Genomic DNA, 18,705 nt, shown 5'->3' on the forward strand with positions numbered 1-18,705 from the left:
ATAACAGAGCGAAAAACTACCCACCAATAACAGATAAGTTCGGTGTAATACCGCTATCACCTTGATGAAGAAAATGAGTTTCTCGTTTATGAAGAAGACCACCCTGAATACGTTGTTGTAATGCCTCTTGTTGACTATCGTCAGCAAGTAGGTCACGTAATGGAATACCATTTTCACCAAATAGACAAAGATGGAGATTACCAATAGCTGAAACGCGTAACCGGTTACAGGTTAGGCAGAAGTCTTTCTCATAAGGCATGATCAGACCAATTTCACCTTGATAATCAGGATGGGTAAATACTTGAGCAGGCCCGTCACTACGGGCGCGAGGAATTTGTAACCAACCTTCATTGAGTAAGCGCTGGCGAATAACTTCACCAGACAAATGAAAACGGTTGAAAATATCACTACCGTCACCTGTTTCCATTAATTCAATAAAGCGCAGCTGAATAGGCCTGTCTTTGATCCAATTAAGAAAATCAGGAAGGTTTTTGTCATTGACATTGCGCATCAACACAACGTTAACTTTGACTTTTTCGAACCCTGCGGTAAATGCAGCATCAATACCTTCCATTACTTGGCTAAATTTATCTTGTCCAGTAATAGCTTGGAATTGACGGGGATCGAGACTATCAACACTCACATTAATCGCACTTAATCCAGCATCACGCCATTGAGCAACATCACGCGCCATTCGATAACCATTTGTGGTCACTGCGATTTTTTTGATGGACGTATTTTCATTAATCGTTGCGATAATATCTGTAAAATCACGGCGCATTGTCGGCTCTCCACCTGTTAAGCGGATTTTCTCTGTGCCGAGTGCAGCAAAAGATTGGGTGAGTCTGCCGATTTCATCTAATGAAAGAAATGATTTGTGCCCATTAGGCTTATAACCATTAGGCAGGCAATAAGTACAACGGAAATTGCACACGTCTGTAATTGAAAGACGTAAATAGAAGAACTTGCGGGAAAACGCATCAACGAGTTGTTGCATAATAACACCTTTCCAAATCGGGAGATGCAGACATTTCTACCTTGCACCCTGGTGACTTATTTCGTCACGGCCAGAACATCATATCTTGTCAACACATGACTTAGACGTTAAGGCTAGGAGTTTATCTTTACCTGTTTTTCACAGGTTTCTAATACCTATATATTTATTGTGGATTCTACCTGCTAATTATGTAAAAAGCGAATAATGTTTTCGTTATATAATTTAAAATACAACGACTTACAACACTTTAGTCATGCTAATAACATAAACAAAAACACTTTATTGGTTAAATATTAGCCTATCAAAAGTGAAATTAAATTAGGAATGTGATGAAATCACGTCGTGATCATAGGCTTAAAATTTAATTGTGATAAATTAGCGACAAATTTTTAAAGATGAGTAGAACAAATATGCGAAATCGCACGCTAAGTGATTTAGATCGTGTTGTTGCCCTTGGTGGTGGTCATGGCCTTGGACGTGTGCTTTCAGCACTCTCCTACTTAGGTTCTCGCCTTACTGGTATTGTCACAACAACAGACAATGGCGGTTCTACTGGCCGTATTCGCCAAGAAGAAGGTGGTATTGCGTGGGGTGATATGCGCAATTGCATTAATCAGTTAATTACTGAGCCTTCGGTGGCTTCTGCAATGTTTGAATACCGTTTTTCAGGTACAGGTGAACTGGCTGGGCACAATTTAGGAAATTTAATGCTAAAGGCGTTAGATAACTTAAGTGTTCGACCTTTAGAAGCCATTAATCTTATTCGTGGATTATTAAGAGTCAATGCGCATCTTATTCCAATGTCTGAACAAGCTGTTGATCTGATGGCAATAGATGACCAAGGTAATGAGATTTATGGTGAAGTTAATGTTGATATTTTGCCTAAGATCCCACAAAAACTTGATCTTTATCCTAAAGTACCAACAACGAGAGAAGCCATTGAAGCCATCGAGCAAGCTGATCTTATCTTAATTGGCCCTGGTAGCTTTTTTACCAGTTTAATGCCTTTATTATTATTACCAGAGCTTGCGCAAGCATTACGCCGTAGTAGTGCAACAACTATTTATATTGGTAATTTAGGCAAAGAATTAAGTCCTGCAGCCGCTAGTATGACGATGTCAGATAAAATCGCCATGATGGAAAACTATATCGGTTTACAAACAATAGATGCAGTGATTATTAGCCCCGAAACACAATATGAATCGATGAAAGGACGATTAATTGTACAGGCTCAATTGGAAGCCAAAGATATTCCTTATCGTCACGATCGCCATCTATTAGGTAAAGCTATTGAGTTAACACTGCAACAATTAGGGCAACGTAACGCATCAACTCAAACCGTTAAATAAAAATTAATTACCTAACTTCATTAAAAAACCGCATCTGCAATAAACAGTAAGTGCGGTTTTTGTTGATAAAAACGCAATATCGCTATTGGTTTTCAGCGCGTAATTAACTATTAAGGTGTTTTAACGTAATGCGTTGGCTAATGGTTTCTTCAATTTCGGAAAGTGTCATTGGTACGTCATTTTTCATTAAACCGAGGCCAGCCACAGTACGAGAGAAAGATGTTAAATCCAATGGCGGTAAATCCATTATCCAGTTTTCTTCTGTTGCCAACGTGTCTTCTGCACTAAGAATATTTTGTATAACATCCGTAAAAGCTTGATGAGAAGAAACCCAATCTTGATCGCCACTCGCCCAAAACCAACGCGCTGCAATAAAGTTTTTCCACATATCTTCCCAGCCATCATAAATTCGACGTAACATTGAGGCACTCATTAGCGACCATGTTTGTGCTTCTTGCTGGGTAATATAACCTTGCTGACAACCTTCTAAACAGAGCTTGTTAAAACGGCAGAGATCCCAAATAAGATATTTCACATTTTGAATATTCATGCGATTAGTGCTCATCATATCGATTTGCCATAAACGCTCGTTTTTATCATGTTCCGTTAACTCTGAAAGCAAAATATCATTTTTTAACGATTGAATATCTTCTTCTTTGCCTTCTAAAATCTGATCGCGAAGTTGATAAAAGTCATTGGTATGACCCTGAGTAAGTAACCAAAACAGTTGGTACACTAAATCCCAACGATCGTTAATTCCCCAGCCCGCAGATAATCCACCATCATCTTTGCCTTGGTCATACTCGTTATATGCCCATTCATTCATCACAGCGTAAGGCGCCGCTACATATAATCCCCATTCATGAGGTAATAATTGTTCTGTTGTATTTTCTGCTTCAGATAAAATGGGCTCCTGCCCTGCTGTTGATGGTTTTGATAATTCACTATCTTGTACAGCAAATTTGCGTAGCCATTTAAAAAGCAAAATAAGAAGAATAACACCAATAATTACCCCTGCAGAGCTGGGAAACCCTGCATAAACATAACCACTCATTCACTGTCCTTAATATCTTTTTATCTTTGTAAATAATTGACGCTTTGTTTGTGGTGATATTTAAACAGTTGAACGCCATTAAGGGAATATAAAATTAGGGAAAAGTGAAAGATAAAAGGGAAAAAGGGATAATCTGGAGTAAATATACAGATATCCCTTTATTGTGCTGGTTTAAATTCTGTTATTAAGAGTTCGCAATAAATTGAGCACGCAACGCCTGCAATTTATCTCGCGTATTTGCTGCTTTTTCAAACTCAAGATCTTTGGCATGTTGATACATTTCAGCTTCTAAACGCTGGATCTCTTTTTCCAGTTCAGCCGTCGATAATAATGGGTAATTTTCATGAATATCTTTTGTTTTGTGCCCTTTCTTGTTACGACCTTGAGAAGGCTGACCAATTTTAAGGATATCCCCCACTTTTTTATTTAATCCTTTCGGCACAATACCGTGTTCAAGGTTAAATTGTTGCTGTTTCTCTCGACGACGTTCGGTTTCACCAATTGCCTTTGCCATTGAATCGGTAATTCTATCACCATATAAAATTGCTTTACCTTCAAGGTTACGAGCCGCACGACCGATAGTCTGAATTAATGAACGCTCAGAACGCAAGAAACCTTCTTTATCTGCATCCAAAATGGCCACTAAAGAGACCTCAGGCATGTCCAAGCCCTCTCGAAGTAAGTTGATACCGACTAATACATCAAACTCGCCGAGGCGCAAATCACGGATAATTTCGACACGTTCAACAGTGTCAATATCAGAGTGTAAATAGCGAACTCGCTCACCATGCTCTTCTAGATATTCCGTTAAATCTTCTGCCATCCGTTTTGTTAATGTAGTAACCAATACACGTTCATTTTTTGATGCACGAATACGAATTTCAGAGAGTAAATCATCAACTTGTGTAGCAACAGGGCGCACTTCAACAATCGGATCGAGCAACCCTGTAGGCCTTACAACTTGTTCAACAATTTCATCACCTGATTTTTCAAGCTCATATTTACCCGGCGTTGCTGAGACATAAATCGTTTGTGGTGCTAAGGCTTCAAATTCTTCAAAGCGTAACGGTCGATTATCAAGGGCGGAAGGCAAACGAAAACCGTACTCAACCAAGGTTTCTTTACGAGAGCGGTCGCCTTTATACATTCCGCCAATTTGTGGAATGGTAACGTGTGATTCATCAATCACTAATAGACCGTTAGCAGGAAGGTAATCAAATAGGGTTGGGGGTGGTTCACCGGGCCCTCTACCTGATAAATAACGTGAATAGTTTTCGATACCAGAGCAATATCCGAGCTCATTCATCATTTCAAGATCAAATTGGGTACGCTGTGTCACACGTTGTTCTTCAACGAGTTTATCATTCGCTAAAAGCACTTTGCGTCTCTCTGCAAGTTCTTTTTTGATTTCTTCCATCGCTTCAAGAATACGCTCGCGTGGGGTGACATAGTGCGTTTTTGGATAAACGGTAAAACGAGGCACATTGTAATGAATTTGCCCAGTTAAAGGGTCAAATAGTGAAAGACGTTCGACTTCTTCATCAAATAATTCAACACGTAAAGCGTAATCATCAGATTCAGCAGGGAAAATATCAATAACCTCACCACGGACACGAAATGTCCCGCGCTGAAAAGCTTGATCATTGCGAGTATATTGTAAGTCAGCAAGACGACGTAAAATCGCACGTTGGTCGATTATCATGCCGTTTGTCAGGTGAAGCATCATTTTTAAATAACTATCAGGATCACCTAGACCATAAATCGCAGAAACGGATGACACCACAATCACGTCCTTACGCTCTAATAAAGCTTTAGTCGCGGACAGACGCATTTGTTCGATATGTTCGTTAACTGAGGCATCTTTTTCAATAAAGGTGTCAGAACTTGGTACATAGGCTTCTGGCTGATAATAATCGTAATAAGAAACAAAGTATTCCACTGCATTTTCAGGAAAGAATTCTTTCATTTCACTGTAAAGCTGTGCTGCTAAGGTTTTATTTGGCGCAAGCACCATCGTAGGCCGATTTAAGTTAGCTATCACGTTAGCAATAGTAAAAGTTTTACCTGAACCAGTTACCCCTAAGAGGGTTTGATGTGCAAGCCCATCGTCTAATCCTTCACAAAGTGAAGTAATAGCCGTAGGTTGATCACCACCAGGCTTAAATTCAGAATGCAGTTTAAAAACTTTGCTCATATTTTCTTCTCCTCGCTGACACTCCTTATGATACTGGATAAAAATCCAGCTTCAATCTCTATCTACTAAAATTTGTCTGAATAATTAGCATAAGTTATCCCCAGTTTTGGAACTGGATTTTTTTCAAAAAGCAACCCCCTATTTTGTGAATTATTCAGAGAGACACGCTGACATCACTTGCTCTATTGATTTTATTTAATTAATTGATATATAAGAGTTAAAAATAAAAGTTGAGAATAACACCAATCTTTAGCAATGCCTTGTATTCTCTCTATTCAGAGTATTTTTATAATGGTAATACACAAGGTTATCCACAGGAATAGTGGATAACTACACAAAGTTGTTATGTCTCGGTAGGTTACGTCTTTTTTTTCGCCTTAAAATGCCCCTCAAAATTGGCGAAATTTATTTTTTTTATTTTTTTATTGGCTTAAAAAATAGACTTTTATCATTTACCAAATAATGGCTTATCAACCTAGTTTTAAACAAGAAAGATCGAGGTAAGGCGTAAAATTATGCTCTTTTACTTCATTTAAGTAGGGTATTTTGCCTAAAAACGGTGCGTTAATATGCTGTTTTAATGTTGCCAGATATTCTTTCTGATATCGTCCTGCGGGTTCAACCTCATTGGCAACCCAACCCGCCAATGTTAAACCAGATTGAATAATTGCTTGTTGCGTTAATAACGCATGATTAATACAACCCAATTTTACACCTACCGTTAAAATAACGGGAAGTTGTTCACCAATAACCCAATCAGAAAAAAATTGCTTTTCTGATAGTGGCGTAAACCAACCACCAGCCCCTTCGACTAAAACCCAATCGGCTTGCTGTTTTAAGTAAGACAATCCTTCTGACATCACATTAAAATCAATAGGCTGATGCATCTCTTGACTAACAATATGAGGAGATGTAGGCGTTTCAAAACAGTAAGGATTAACGCGATAATAATCCAATTTTACCGTACTGAATTTTTGCAGTGTTAATGCATCAGAATTACGCAAACCTTCATTTAACCACTCACTTCCCGATGCAACTGGTTTATAGCCCGCAGTTTGATATCCTTGATGTGACGCACATTGCAATAGTGCACTACTTACAACCGTTTTACCCACTTCGGTATCTGTGCCTGTTAAAAACCATACTTTAGTCATGTGATATTTTTCCTATAACAATTTGATAAGTGAGTAAATATTTTCCTGAGTCTGTTTTCCACACACTTTCTAATGCACGAAGTTTTTGCCGTGTCATTAACCCTTTTTGGCGATCGCCTTGCACAAAATTGGCACCAACTCCCTTCAAAGAAGCAAACAGTGCATGTAATGAATCATAGTGTTCTGTGACTGTTTCAGTAGAAAATTGACAATGAAAGCCACGACACGCGTTCTCAATTTCTTGAAAAGATAAAAAAGGATTAACATGTGGGTGTTGATCAAGAAATTGCCAAGCTTCCCTGACTTCTTGCAATGTCAACGTAGCGAGTGTTGAGAAATAAAGCGCACCTTTTTTATTTACCGCTTTCATGAGTGTGTTAATCGCAACGGATAAATCATCACACCATTGCAACGCTAAATTACTAAATACGATATCCATACTTTGTGGTGTAATTGCACAATGTTCTATATCACTTTGTAGATAACCATCTGCCCGTTGCTGTTGTTTTGCCACTTGTAGCATCTTATGTGATAAATCAAGTGCAATAACAAAACATCCGCGTTGTTTCCATTTTTGACTGAAATACCCTGTTCCGCATCCTGCATCTAAGACAATATTGCCACTATCATAACGCGCTAAATCCATTAATTTATTGCCACTGTAGCGCTGAATATTAGCGTGATTATCGTAATGAATAGCCGCTTTACCAAATGTTTGTGCTATACGTTGTTTATCTGTTTTGACTAAAGAATGCATGAAGCGTCTCGATTAACAGCTTAATATCTGAAAAGTGGTGGCGAGTGGTAAACGTTATTCGTAAACGTGCACTTTGAGGTGGAACTGTGGGTGGAAAGATAGCTTTTACCCAAAGCCCTTTAGATTGCAAATAATCTGCAAGTGTTTGGCATAATAGTTCATCACCAATAATTAATGGCTGAATTGCAGTTTGTGAAGGTAATAATTTAATAGGAAGCGAAGCAACACCTTGGCGAAAGGTATCAATTAATTCTTGAAGATATGCTCGTTCACCCTCAGCTTGCTTAATCACATTCAGTGCTGAATGTAACGCGACTGCCTGTGCAGGTGGCATTGATGTACTATAAATAAGGTGACGAGCGTATTGTTCAAAAAACTCCGCGGTTGGCTTGTCACAAAGCACAGCCGCTCCACTGACACCAAAAGATTTACCAAAAGTCACCACTAATAGCTCAGGTTTGATACCCGCTTCATCACAACTGCCTCTACCTTCTTTACCTAAAACACCAATACCGTGAGCATCATCGACCATTAACCATGCATCATGTTGCCTGCTTATTGTCGCTATTTCTGTTAATGGCGCTTGATCTCCATCCATGCTAAATACCCCTTCTGTCACCACCAAGGTTTTATTAGCCGATATTTTATTAAGTCGTTGAGATAACGAATCAGAAGAATTGTGTAAAAAGCGCCATAATGTGGCAGGTGATAATACAGCGGCTTCCATTAACGAGGCATGGCAAAGTTTATCCGCAATAATGGCATCGTCTTTTTCAAACAATGCCGAAATAACACCTTGATTAGCACTATAGCCAGATGAAAATAACAGTGCATTATCGTAACCTAACCAATCTGCGAGATGCAGTTCTAATTGCTCATGAGCTTGTGTAAACCCGGTGATATGCCCTGATCCACCACTACCTACACCGTACTCATTAGCACCTTGTTGCCACGCTTTAATGACTTCCGCATGTTGACTGATACCTAAATAATCATTACCTGAAAAATTAAGGTATTTTTCACCTGATATTGTGATCAAAAAGCGACCATCCGCCTGTTTGATCACTTTGCGTTTTCGCCATAATGGCGTATTTCTACGCGCATTAAGTTGTTCATCTAAATAGGTTTGCCAGCTCATTACAGTGCCGCGTTATAAAATTGTTCAGTGTCTTTATTAGCAACCGCTTGTATTAAAGCGTCTTCTTGCTGATTGTCGCCCATAGATACTGCTAATCGTTCAGGGTTTAAGCCTAATTTACGGAATAATTGGTGATCTTTATCTTCGGTTGGATTGGTTGTCGTTAATAATTTGCAACCATAAAAAATAGAGTTCGCCCCTGCCATAAAGCAGAATGCTTGTGTTTGTTCACTCATTTGCTCACGCCCTGCAGAAAGGCGCACATAAGAGCGTGGCATCATGATACGAGCGACGGCGATAGTACGAATAAAATCAAAAGGATCGACATCTTCATTATCAGCCAATGGCGTACCTTTGATTTTGGCTAACATATTAATTGGCACACTTTCTGGAGGTTGTGGCAAATTGGCTAATTGCACCAACATTGCAGCGCGGTCTTTCACTTCCTCACCTAACCCTAAAATTCCGCCAGAGCAGACTTTAATGCCTGCATTGCGAACTTTATCAAGTGTATCTAAACGATCTTGATACGTTCGCGTTGTCACGATACTGCCGTAAAATTCAGGTGAGGTATCAAGGTTATGGTTATAAAAATCCAGCCCCGCATCAGCTAATCGATTAGCTTGTGAATCATCTAACTTACCTAGTGTCATGCAGGTTTCCATGCCTAATGCTTTAACTTCTTTCACCATCTGTTCAAGATAAGGCATATCACGTTCATGCGGGTTTTTCCAAGCCGCTCCCATACAAAAACGCGTTGAACCCGCAGCCTTCGCTTTTTTTGCCGATTCAATCACTTGCTGGACTTCCATTAAACGCTCTTTTTCTAATCCCGTTTTATAGCGTGCACTTTGAGCACAATATTTACAATCTTCAGGACAAGCCCCTGTTTTGATAGAAAGCAACGTACTGACTTGGATTTGTGAAGGGTCAAAATGTTGACGATGCACTTGTTGTGCTTGAAAAACCAAATCTAAAAATGGCATATCAAACAATGCTCTGGCTTCTTTTAATGTCCAGCGTTTTAATGAGCTCACAATACAATCTCCTGTTTAAAAGTGATTGCCAGTTTAAATAATAGGGTTATCATGTCAACTAAAATTGATCACCACTGGTTTACATGATTAAGTGAAAAATAGAATGACACCCGAAGATATCGCTTTTGACTTACGCCACATTTGGCATCCATACACCTCTATGAGCAATCCGTTACCTGCTTACCCTATAATCAGTGCAAAAGGCGTTGAATTAATCTTGGCTGATGGTAGAAAACTGGTAGATGGAATGTCTTCATGGTGGGCCGCAATTCATGGATATAATCATCCTGAACTTAATAATGCGGTTACCACACAACTAAGCAATATGTCTCATGTGATGTTTGGTGGCATTACTCATCCCCCCGCAGTATCACTTTGTCGAAAATTATTAGAGATAACACCAGAGCCTCTTGAATGCATATTTTTAGCAGATTCAGGTTCGGTTGCCGTTGAAGTTGCACTGAAAATGGCCTTGCAATATTGGCAGGCTAAAGGTGAAAAACGTCAACGTATTGTGGCGTTAAAGCAGGGATATCATGGTGATACCTTTGGCGCGATGTCAGTGTGTGATCCGGATAACTCCATGCACAGTCTTTACAAAGGTTACTTGCCTAATCATCTTTTTGTGGATGCACCAAAAATAGGTTTTTATGAAGAGTGGGATCTAGCAGATATCCACTCATTACGCTCAACGTTAGAGCAACATCATCAAGAAATTGCTGCCGTTATGCTTGAACCCATTGTTCAAGGCGCGGGTGGAATGCGGATTTACCATCCTGAATATTTAAAACACGCAAGAGCACTGTGTGACGAGTTTAATGTGTTACTCATTGCCGATGAAATAGCGACTGGTTTTGGCCGAACAGGTAAGCTTTTTGCTTGTGAACATGCGGGAATATCTCCTGATATTATGTGTGTAGGTAAAGCATTAACGGGTGGTTACATGACCTTATCAGCCACCTTAACTACACGTCATATTGCTGAAACCATCAGCCAAGGTGATGCGGGTTGCTTTATGCACGGCCCTACTTATATGGGAAATCCTTTGGCTTGTGCTGTTGCTGATGCCAGTTTATCTCTATTAGCAAAAGGTGATTGGGTAAACCAAGTTGCACGACTAGAAGCTCAACTTAAAAAAGAGCTATTACCACTAAAACAGGTTAAAAGTGTCAAAGATGTGCGGGTTTTAGGTGCCATTGGTGTGGTTGAAATGAATGAGCCAGTCAATATGGCAAAACTACAAAAAATCTTTGTGGATGAAGGGGTTTGGATCAGACCTTTTGGCAAGCTGATTTATATAATGCCACCATTTATTATGCCACCAGCAAGCCTCACTAAACTCACTCAAGCTATTAAGAAAGTGGTTAATCTCTCCTAAACCTTTCATAAAAAATAAACCTCCAGCAAGGTAAGATTCTGCTAGAGGTTTACTGTGTTTTTTATACAGTGATTTTTATTTCGTAACGACGGTAACCCACATAGCACCTTTACCTACTGGGTAACACGCTAATTCAGTTAATGCGCCAGTGTGTTTATCAATACGAGAAACTGAAGCAAAATCTGATTTCTGACCACAAGAAATCAGGTAATTTCCTGTATTATCAATATTAAAGCCACGAGGCTGTATTTGTGTTGGGTAGTATCCTACAGGTTGCAGATAATCGCCCGCTTCTGAAATTGCCATCGCACAGATAAAACTTTCAGAGCGCTCACTGGCGTAAAGGAAGCGACCATCTGGTGTAATATGAATATCTGATGCCCAACGGGTGCTATTAAAAGTTTCAGGCACAATATCAACCGTTTGCATTAAACGATATAAATCCCCCATACGACGATAAACATTGATAGTCGCATCTAATTCATTAAGGCAATAAAATACATTACCATTAGGATGGAATGCCATATGGCGAGGCCCTGCATTTTGCGCTGTTGTCAGCTCTTCAGTACCTGCTTCTGTTAAATGCCCATCTTCTGATAAATTAAATAAACGAATATGATCTTCACCTAAGCAAGGCACAATCAGTTGTTTATTATTCCAATCAATATTAGATGAATGAGGTTTATCTAATCCTTCAATAATTTGAATTGGTAATTGAGGGATCCCCTTCTCATTAATAGGTAAAACTGCCAAATTGCCTTGATGATAAGAAGGAACAAACAAGAAGCGCTCTGTTTTATCTAGGCATAAGTGGACAGGTGTGCTTGGAATTGAAGTCATTGCCTTTTGTTCTAACTGCCCATCGTCCATAATCGCAAATGTCACGACATTAAAACAAGGGCGGATCCCAACATAAAGGTATTTTCCATCCGCACTTGCAATCATTGGTTGTACTTGTCCTGCAACCTCAACAACCTGCAATAAATCCATTTCACCTACAGCATTTAATGTATAAACATGGATTTGCTGACTCTCTGGACTTGCTACGTAGACTACCTGTTTCATCCCTTCTCCTTAAAACCGATTACCCATTGATTTATAAAGAATAATAGAATAACTAGCCTTTACTTGTCACGATTAAGCTAGTTTATCTTTTATTGGTTAACGTGTACCATCAGCAACATTGCATCTTAATACTATCAAGGGGCTTATTTATGTCATATCGCGTTATTGCTTTGGATCTTGATGGCACACTGCTTGATGACCAAAAACGTATCCTGCCAGAATCTTTAGAAGCACTCAATCTTGCAAGAAAAGCAGGTGTTAAAGTCTTAATTGTAACAGGTCGTCATCATGTTGCTATTCATCCATTCTATCAAGCGCTCAATCTTGATACCCCTGCGATCTGCTGTAATGGGACTTACCTTTATGACTATATTGGTAAAAAGGTACTGGAATCCGATCCATTAACGACTCAAGAAACCAGCGCAGTATTAGATCTCGTTAAGCAAACAGATGTACATCACTTAGTTTATGCTGATGATGCAATGATGTATGACCAACTATCAGCCCCTGTACAACGCACCTTAAAATGGTCAGAAACATTACCCACTGCACAGCGCCCGAACTTAATCAAAGTCGATGATTTTTATAAGGCCATGCATGATGTTAATGCTATTTGGAAAATTGCGACAACTACGCCCGATCACGATGAATTACGCGCTTTAGTTGAAAAAATTGAGCAACAAGTCGGTTTAGAGTGTGAATGGTCTTGGGTTGATCAAGTTGATATCGCCAAAAAGGGCAACAGTAAAGGTCGTCGTTTACAACGTTGGGTTGAAGCGAATGGCATGAATATGAGTGATGTTATTGCTTTTGGTGATAATTTTAATGATCTTAGCATGCTAGAACATGTTGGCTTAGGTGTTGCAATGGGTAATGCCTCTGACGAAGTAAAAGCTCGCGCTAAAATGGTCACCAAAGTGAATTCACTGCCGGGCATTGCAGAGACTATTCATAAATATATTTTGTCTTAGTCTTATTATTGCCTCATCAAAAAGAAAAGACCTTATTTTAAACAAGGTCTTTTTTATCGATAAATACAGCGGATAAATCAAAGATGGCGACTTAGCGAAATACTCTTAATTTGCGCATAAAGCCATTGCCCTTCTTGAATATTCAATTCATCTTTTGCCCAAGGTGTGATCCTTGCCCATAAATAATTACCATCATTGACAAGTTTTACATCGACTTGGCCATCATTTTTGATGGTTTCAACCACTTTCATATGCAAAATATTACGAATACTGCTATTTGAAGGACGAGTGGTAGTCAGTGATACATCAGAAGCATCAATACGAACCCGTACATCACGACCAATTTTAGTCTCGATTTGAGGCAACCATAGCACTTGGTTACCAAAAGCCGTTGCTGTCATATCGTAATGACTATGGTGCTCTACTACCATGACATTCGCGATACTGCTTAATGTCTCTTTTTGTAACCAAGGACGTAATGCACTACTTGCCCATACATCTTCAAGTTTACCGGTCGCCTTAATTTTTCCTGCATCCATCACAATGACATTATCAGCAAGTCGAATAATTTCATCAAGGCTATGGCTCACGTACAAAATTGGAATTTGTACATCTTGTGAGAGCTTTTCTAAATACGGCAGTAACTCACGTTTGCGCGGTAAATCAAGCGATGCTAAAGGCTCATCCATCAACATAATATCAGGCGCTGTTAATAACGCTCGCCCTATAGCAACGCGCTGTTTTTCGCCACCTGATAATGTTATCGGAAAACGTGGGAGTAAATGTTCGATACCTAATAAATGAATAATGCGATCAAATTGCACTTTCATTGTCGGCGACATACCGTAAAGCAGATTTCCTTTTACTGTATAATGAGGAAACAGTCGAGCATCTTGAAAAACATAACCCACTTTACGTTTTTCTGGGGGTAGGTAAATTTTCTTTTCAGTATCAACCAGTGTGTGATTGTTTAATACAATCCGCCCTGAGTCTGGTTTTGTTAAACCCCCAATCACATTAATTAGGGAGGTTTTACCGGCTCCAGATAAACCAAAGACAGCGGTAATACTTTCTGTTGGTAGCTCAGTATTGACTTCCAGACGCAGTGATCCTAGCGTCTGTTTAAAATTCATCTCTAGCATACGCCCCCCAATCTTTTACGACCCCAACGAGTTAGCCACTCTGAAGCCATTAAAGAGACGAGCGCCAAAATAATTGCAATAACACATAAACGGGCGGCATCCATTTCCGCTCCCGGTGTTTCAATCAAGGTATACATTGCCAGAGGAATAGTTCTTGTTTCCCCCGGAATATTGGAGACGAAAGTGATTGTTGCGCCAAATTCTCCCAATGAGCGCGCAAATGCCAACACAATCCCTGCGATGATCCCTGGCATAGACAAAGGTAACGTTATGGTAAAAAAGACACGTATCGGTGAAGCCCCTAAGGTTCTCGCCGCTTGTTCCATACGTTGATCGACAGCTTCTAATGCTAATCTGATAGCTCTTACCATCAGTGGAAATGCAACGACTGCGGATGCAAGTGCTGCGCCTCGCCAACTAAAGGTAAAGCTAAAACCAAACCAGTCATACAGCCATTCACCAATAAACCCACGTCTTCCCATACTGATCAGTAAAAGATAACCAACCACAACAGGTGGTAGAACTAAAGGTAAATGGATAATGCTATCAAGCAATGATTTACCGGGAAAACGTACCCTAACTAAAAGCCAAGCCATAAAAATACCAAAAGGTAGACTAATAATAACTGCAACAGTCGATACCTTAAGGCTTAGTATGATGGCTTGCCATTCGTATTCACTTAACATCTCCAAAAGTATAATTCCTACAGTGGGCTAAAGCCGTATTTCTTAAAGATTTCTGCGGCTTGAGGTGTTTTCAGATAATCATAAAAATCACGAACTGCTTTATTGTCCTGATCTTTTACAACTGCCATTGGATACTCAACAGGTTTGTGGCTATCAGCTGGGAATACGCCAACCACTTTCACTTTATCACTCGCTACCGCATCAGAACCGTATACGATACCTAATGGTGCTTCATCGCGTTCAACCAGCGCCATACCACTACGTACGTTATTTGTACGCGCCATTTCTGGGCTTACTGTATCCCATGCGCCTAAATATTCTAATGATTCTTTCGCATAGATACCAACAGGTACATGGTCAGGATCGCCAACAGCCAGTTTTCCACCATTAAGTAAGGATTTCCATTTGGTTTCCTTATTAATAACAACGTCATTTAATTGACTATCTTTAGGGGCAATAAGCACTAAATCATTACCTAATAGTGTATGGCGTGAATCAGCAACTATTAAATTTTTATCGATTGCGTAATCCATCCATTGCTGGTCTGCTGAAATAAACAGATTTGCGGGTGCTCCTTGTTCAATTTGACGAGCTAGCGTTGAAGAAGAGGCATAAGATGCAACAACTTCAGTTTGTTTCTCTTGCTTATATTGTGCCGAAATTTCATTAAGAGCATTGGTAAGAGAAGCGGCCGCAAATACCGTTACTTTTTCCGATGCAAAACTTTGGCTGACTAAAGCACAAGAGATAACTGCGCCAGCAAGTAACTTGCTTGATAATTTTTTCATGTTCTAATTCCACTTAAATTAAAGGATGACACGCTGTATATAGCAAGACATAGCGTAAAATGAAAGGATTAGATGTTAGAAACTGGTTATATATCAATAAATATAACCATAAAAATAGGGGCAAAAAAATAGAGATAGAATCGCAGTCAACAACGCTGTGGTTTGAAGTATGACGAGTAGATAAAAAAACAGCCCTTTACAAAATAAAGGGCTGCTCTAAATCAGGGAGGGAGAAATTATGATTTTTTGTCTGCTTTTGGCTGACTTGGTGAAATCAAGTTAAACACTTCACCTAAACCATAAATGATGCCCATAATCAGTACCATTACAACAGGTACCATCAAGAGAGCAAACCCTAAACTTTTCAACAATTCAAGCATGATAACCTCTTTATCATGGTATATTCGGAAAGCCAGAGTTGGCATTTCTTCACGAATGACGAATAATAACGCTATAGATGTTTATATTCTAGAGAATTATCGCTTTGTGTCGGCACAAAAAATGCGATAAACACACAAAAAAGAAGAAGCCTATCATTATGCAAGCAGAAATATTATTAACTCTTAAACTTCAAGATAAGCTCTTTGCCGATCCTCGCCGTGTTGCGCTGTTAAAACAAATCAAAGCGACGGGTTCAATTAGTCAAGGGGCAAAAATGGCGGGTATTAGTTATAAAAGTGCCTGGGACGCCATTAATGAAATGAATCAACTCGCAGACGAACTTCTTGTTGATAGAGCAACAGGCGGTAAAGGTGGCGGTGGTGCAACTCTCACACATTATTGTGAGCGCTTACTTCAACTTTACGATCTGTTAGGTCAAATTCAACAAAAAGCCTTTGATGTATTGAAAGATGATTCACTCCCTCTGGATAGTCTTTTAGCCGCTATTTCTCGTTTTTCATTACAAACCAGTGCCAGAAACCAATTTTTTGGTACCATTATTGAGCGTGATAACCTGCAAGTTCAACAACATGTTAATGTTCAACTTGCAGATAGAAAAACGACCATTCATGCTGCTTTGACAGAGAAAAGCGCTGATCGCCTAGGACTTAAAAAAGGTAAAGAAGTACTGATTTTAATTAAGGCACCTTGGGTCAATATTGAAAAAGGGACTTCTTTAACACAGCAATATGACAATGCGCTTTCAGGCACACTCACTCAAATTGAGACGGGTAATGAAAACAGCGAATTAGTGGTGACATTAGAAGGTGGACAAGAAGTTTGTGCCACATGTTCTAATCAGCATGTTAAAGAGCAAAATTTACATATTAATGACAGCGTAACGGCTTTATTTAATGCTGATCAGGTGATTGTCGCAACACTGTGTTAATCATTAATATGATGACTTTTAAATAAAAAATAAAACCATCACTTAGTGATTATTTTAACAAAAATATTAAGTGATGGTTTTTGATTAGGAATAACATTTACATAAATCAATTTTATTCTAATAAGCTTCTAATTAACGTATGATGTTAACGTTTTCCAGCTTGACTGAACTTTCAGGTCTATCGCCTAATTGTATGATAACAGGAACAAAAACATTAAAGTCTTGTAACCAAGCTTGTTTGCTACTGATTTTCAATTGTCCTTGATGAGTTTCGTGACACTGAACTAACAGATATTTTCCACTAAACTCAGATGCTATGTTACGTGCATCTCCTTCGCTTATCACATTACAACGTATTGACGAAGCTATTACTTTTTTTTTGGAATCAATGCTTTCCCACTGTGCTTGATATTGTTGACCAACTACTAATGGGAATCTCAGATCTGTCTGCAACTTACGGAGCACTGAAACATCATGGCTAATAGACATGGCAAACTTTAATTGTAATTGATTAACTAGTGTTAAACGTTGCACTGTCCAGATACCATAATCTTCTAGCTTACGTATATAGCCATCTGGTTGTGCAACCAGTTGTACATTAATCTTAGCGTACTCGTTTACTATGGTATAACTGATCTGTTTAAAATGAGGAAGAGCCAATGGTTTTACCAATGATTGAGTTTTATTATTAATTGCCGTAGAAAGTGGGAATTTATTAAACCAGTACGGGTTATTATTACTTAAATCAGGCATTGTTAACCTCATCAATGTTGATGCAGGCTTATTAATAGCAGGTACAAAGTGTCCTTCAGCAGTGAACTTTTTTCCTTCTGGCAACTGACATAATTGATTGAAAAGTTGTCTCATTTTAAGATCTATTTTGAAACTATCTTTACGACGAATAATATCATCAGTGATCAGCGAATCAGTAACGTACCCTTCACGATCTAAGTTCATTGCAACTATAGCGTCGCCCCGATGAGTTTTACAATTATATAAATAGTGCTCAATCTTTAGCTCAAGAGGTGCATCATAAGGAGGTTCCCAGATGGTTTCTGCAAAATCATATCCTGTACGTACTGATAATATGTCGCCAATATGCTGAATACTATTAATATCAACAAGATCCGTTATACCACTCATAGATGTGTCAGATAATTTTTCCCATAGCGCTTCTTTTATTGGAAATTGACAAATCATACGAATATTCTCTGATGTCATCAGCTTATTATCTTGAGCTGGTGCATAGCGAAAATAACTATTACCGTAATAACGAGCTTTGGTTAGCCCATCTTCATTCAATACATCCTTATATAAAAACTGAGCCTTGTTCTGCTTACAATCAACAGAATGCCAATGTTGAGTTTTTTCTCCATTATTATCCGTTAATGACACCATGTAATTCACACGATCATGGTTCCTAACTATAGACAATGGATTAATTTCATTATTTATCAATAAAGGCTTATCCGTTGCATAGACAAAAGAAAATAGCAAATAAGGTAGAAATAAAATAATTAAAAAACGCAGGCTGTACATATATATCCCTTCACTGATTGATTATTTTTTATATTTAACATGGCAGAAAATAACTATATATTGCTAATACTAATTAGTTCTATTTCTTAGAATAATTATTTAGTAATATCAGTAGAAATAATACAT

At 38.8% G+C, this 18,705-nt stretch carries 17 protein-coding genes and 1 riboswitch; of the genes, 4 read left to right on the plus strand and 13 right to left on the minus strand.

Annotated features, from left to right (window positions below):
- Positions 1 to 16 precede the first annotated feature (16 nt).
- Positions 17 to 997: a GTP 3',8-cyclase MoaA gene (gene moaA, locus JEP40_RS06745; RefSeq protein WP_198622947.1), complete on the minus strand. Its 981-nt coding sequence runs from the start codon at positions 995 to 997 to the stop codon at positions 17 to 19.
- Positions 987 to 1,129: riboswitch (molybdenum cofactor riboswitch) on the minus strand. (Overlaps the previous gene by 11 nt.)
- Before the next feature lie 278 nt (positions 1,130 to 1,407).
- Between moaA and yvcK the strand changes: the two genes are divergently transcribed.
- Positions 1,408 to 2,346 carry a uridine diphosphate-N-acetylglucosamine-binding protein YvcK gene (gene yvcK / locus JEP40_RS06750; protein WP_198622948.1) on the plus strand — a complete coding sequence of 313 codons (939 nt, stop codon included), beginning with the start codon at positions 1,408 to 1,410 and terminating at the stop codon, positions 2,344 to 2,346.
- A 103-nt stretch (positions 2,347 to 2,449) separates the two neighbouring features.
- Here the strand turns inward: yvcK and JEP40_RS06755 are convergent, their stop codons facing one another.
- The 6 genes from JEP40_RS06755 to bioB all read right to left on the minus strand — a co-directional run bounded on the left by JEP40_RS06755 (position 2,450) and on the right by bioB (position 9,680).
- A complete protein-coding gene (locus tag JEP40_RS06755) occupies positions 2,450 to 3,400 on the minus strand; it encodes a DUF1266 domain-containing protein (RefSeq protein ID WP_198622949.1) in 951 nt (316 codons plus the stop codon).
- 184 nt (positions 3,401 to 3,584) lie between these two features.
- Entirely contained in the window at positions 3,585 to 5,594 is a 2,010-nt protein-coding gene (gene uvrB / locus JEP40_RS06760; protein ID WP_198622950.1) for an excinuclease ABC subunit UvrB, read from the minus strand.
- A gap of 470 nt (positions 5,595 to 6,064) precedes the next feature.
- Positions 6,065 to 6,748 (minus strand): dethiobiotin synthase, encoded by a 684-nt coding sequence (gene bioD / locus JEP40_RS06765; protein ID WP_198622951.1) that lies wholly within the window; start codon positions 6,746 to 6,748, stop codon positions 6,065 to 6,067.
- The gene (gene bioC / locus JEP40_RS06770; RefSeq protein WP_198622952.1) at positions 6,741 to 7,505 is read right to left on the minus strand and encodes a malonyl-ACP O-methyltransferase BioC; all 765 of its coding nucleotides are present in this window, start codon (positions 7,503 to 7,505) and stop codon (positions 6,741 to 6,743) included. The genes bioD and bioC overlap by 8 nt, the downstream gene beginning before the upstream one ends.
- A complete protein-coding gene (bioF, locus tag JEP40_RS06775; RefSeq protein WP_198622953.1) occupies positions 7,480 to 8,643 on the minus strand; it encodes an 8-amino-7-oxononanoate synthase in 1,164 nt (387 codons plus the stop codon). Before bioF ends, bioC begins: the two co-directional genes overlap by 26 nt.
- Positions 8,643 to 9,680 (minus strand): biotin synthase BioB, encoded by a 1,038-nt coding sequence (gene bioB / locus JEP40_RS06780; RefSeq protein WP_198622954.1) that lies wholly within the window; start codon positions 9,678 to 9,680, stop codon positions 8,643 to 8,645. Before bioB ends, bioF begins: the two co-directional genes overlap by 1 nt.
- 103 nt (positions 9,681 to 9,783) lie before the next feature.
- Between bioB and bioA the strand changes: the two genes are divergently transcribed.
- On the plus strand, positions 9,784 to 11,058 hold the full coding sequence (bioA, locus tag JEP40_RS06785; RefSeq protein ID WP_198622955.1) for an adenosylmethionine--8-amino-7-oxononanoate transaminase: 1,275 nt from the start codon (positions 9,784 to 9,786) through the stop codon (positions 11,056 to 11,058).
- A gap of 75 nt (positions 11,059 to 11,133) precedes the next feature.
- On the opposite strand, the gene pgl is transcribed toward bioA, so the two are convergent.
- On the minus strand, positions 11,134 to 12,123 hold the full coding sequence (gene pgl, locus JEP40_RS06790) for a 6-phosphogluconolactonase (protein ID WP_198622956.1): 990 nt from the start codon (positions 12,121 to 12,123) through the stop codon (positions 11,134 to 11,136).
- Between the two features lie 149 nt (positions 12,124 to 12,272).
- On the opposite strand from pgl, the gene JEP40_RS06795 reads away from it, so the two are divergent.
- A complete protein-coding gene (locus JEP40_RS06795; protein ID WP_198622957.1) occupies positions 12,273 to 13,094 on the plus strand; it encodes a pyridoxal phosphatase in 822 nt (273 codons plus the stop codon).
- A gap of 77 nt (positions 13,095 to 13,171) precedes the next feature.
- Here the strand turns inward: JEP40_RS06795 and modC are convergent, their stop codons facing one another.
- The 4 genes from modC to JEP40_RS06815 all read right to left on the minus strand — a co-directional run bounded on the left by modC (position 13,172) and on the right by JEP40_RS06815 (position 16,090).
- Positions 13,172 to 14,236: a molybdenum ABC transporter ATP-binding protein ModC gene (gene modC, locus JEP40_RS06800; protein ID WP_194952076.1), complete on the minus strand. Its 1,065-nt coding sequence runs from the start codon at positions 14,234 to 14,236 to the stop codon at positions 13,172 to 13,174.
- Positions 14,230 to 14,922: a molybdate ABC transporter permease subunit gene (modB, locus tag JEP40_RS06805; RefSeq protein WP_036938363.1), complete on the minus strand. Its 693-nt coding sequence runs from the start codon at positions 14,920 to 14,922 to the stop codon at positions 14,230 to 14,232. The genes modC and modB overlap by 7 nt, the downstream gene beginning before the upstream one ends.
- Before the next feature lie 17 nt (positions 14,923 to 14,939).
- Entirely contained in the window at positions 14,940 to 15,710 is a 771-nt protein-coding gene (gene modA, locus JEP40_RS06810; RefSeq protein ID WP_198622958.1) for a molybdate ABC transporter substrate-binding protein, read from the minus strand.
- A gap of 236 nt (positions 15,711 to 15,946) precedes the next feature.
- Positions 15,947 to 16,090 (minus strand): AcrZ family multidrug efflux pump-associated protein, encoded by a 144-nt coding sequence (locus JEP40_RS06815; protein ID WP_071788544.1) that lies wholly within the window; start codon positions 16,088 to 16,090, stop codon positions 15,947 to 15,949.
- A gap of 158 nt (positions 16,091 to 16,248) precedes the next feature.
- Between JEP40_RS06815 and modE the strand changes: the two genes are divergently transcribed.
- The gene (gene modE, locus JEP40_RS06820; RefSeq protein ID WP_198622959.1) at positions 16,249 to 17,040 is read left to right on the plus strand and encodes a molybdenum-dependent transcriptional regulator; all 792 of its coding nucleotides are present in this window, start codon (positions 16,249 to 16,251) and stop codon (positions 17,038 to 17,040) included.
- A gap of 132 nt (positions 17,041 to 17,172) precedes the next feature.
- Here modE and JEP40_RS06825 read toward each other — a convergent pair whose 3' ends face one another.
- Complete coding sequence (locus tag JEP40_RS06825) at positions 17,173 to 18,579, minus strand: hypothetical protein (protein WP_198622960.1); 1,407 nt, start codon at positions 18,577 to 18,579, stop codon at positions 17,173 to 17,175.
- Between the last annotated feature and the right edge of the window lie 126 nt (positions 18,580 to 18,705).

The sequence above is a fragment of the Proteus vulgaris genome (assembly GCF_016239305.1).
Lineage (GTDB): Bacteria > Pseudomonadota > Gammaproteobacteria > Enterobacterales > Enterobacteriaceae > Proteus > Proteus vulgaris_C.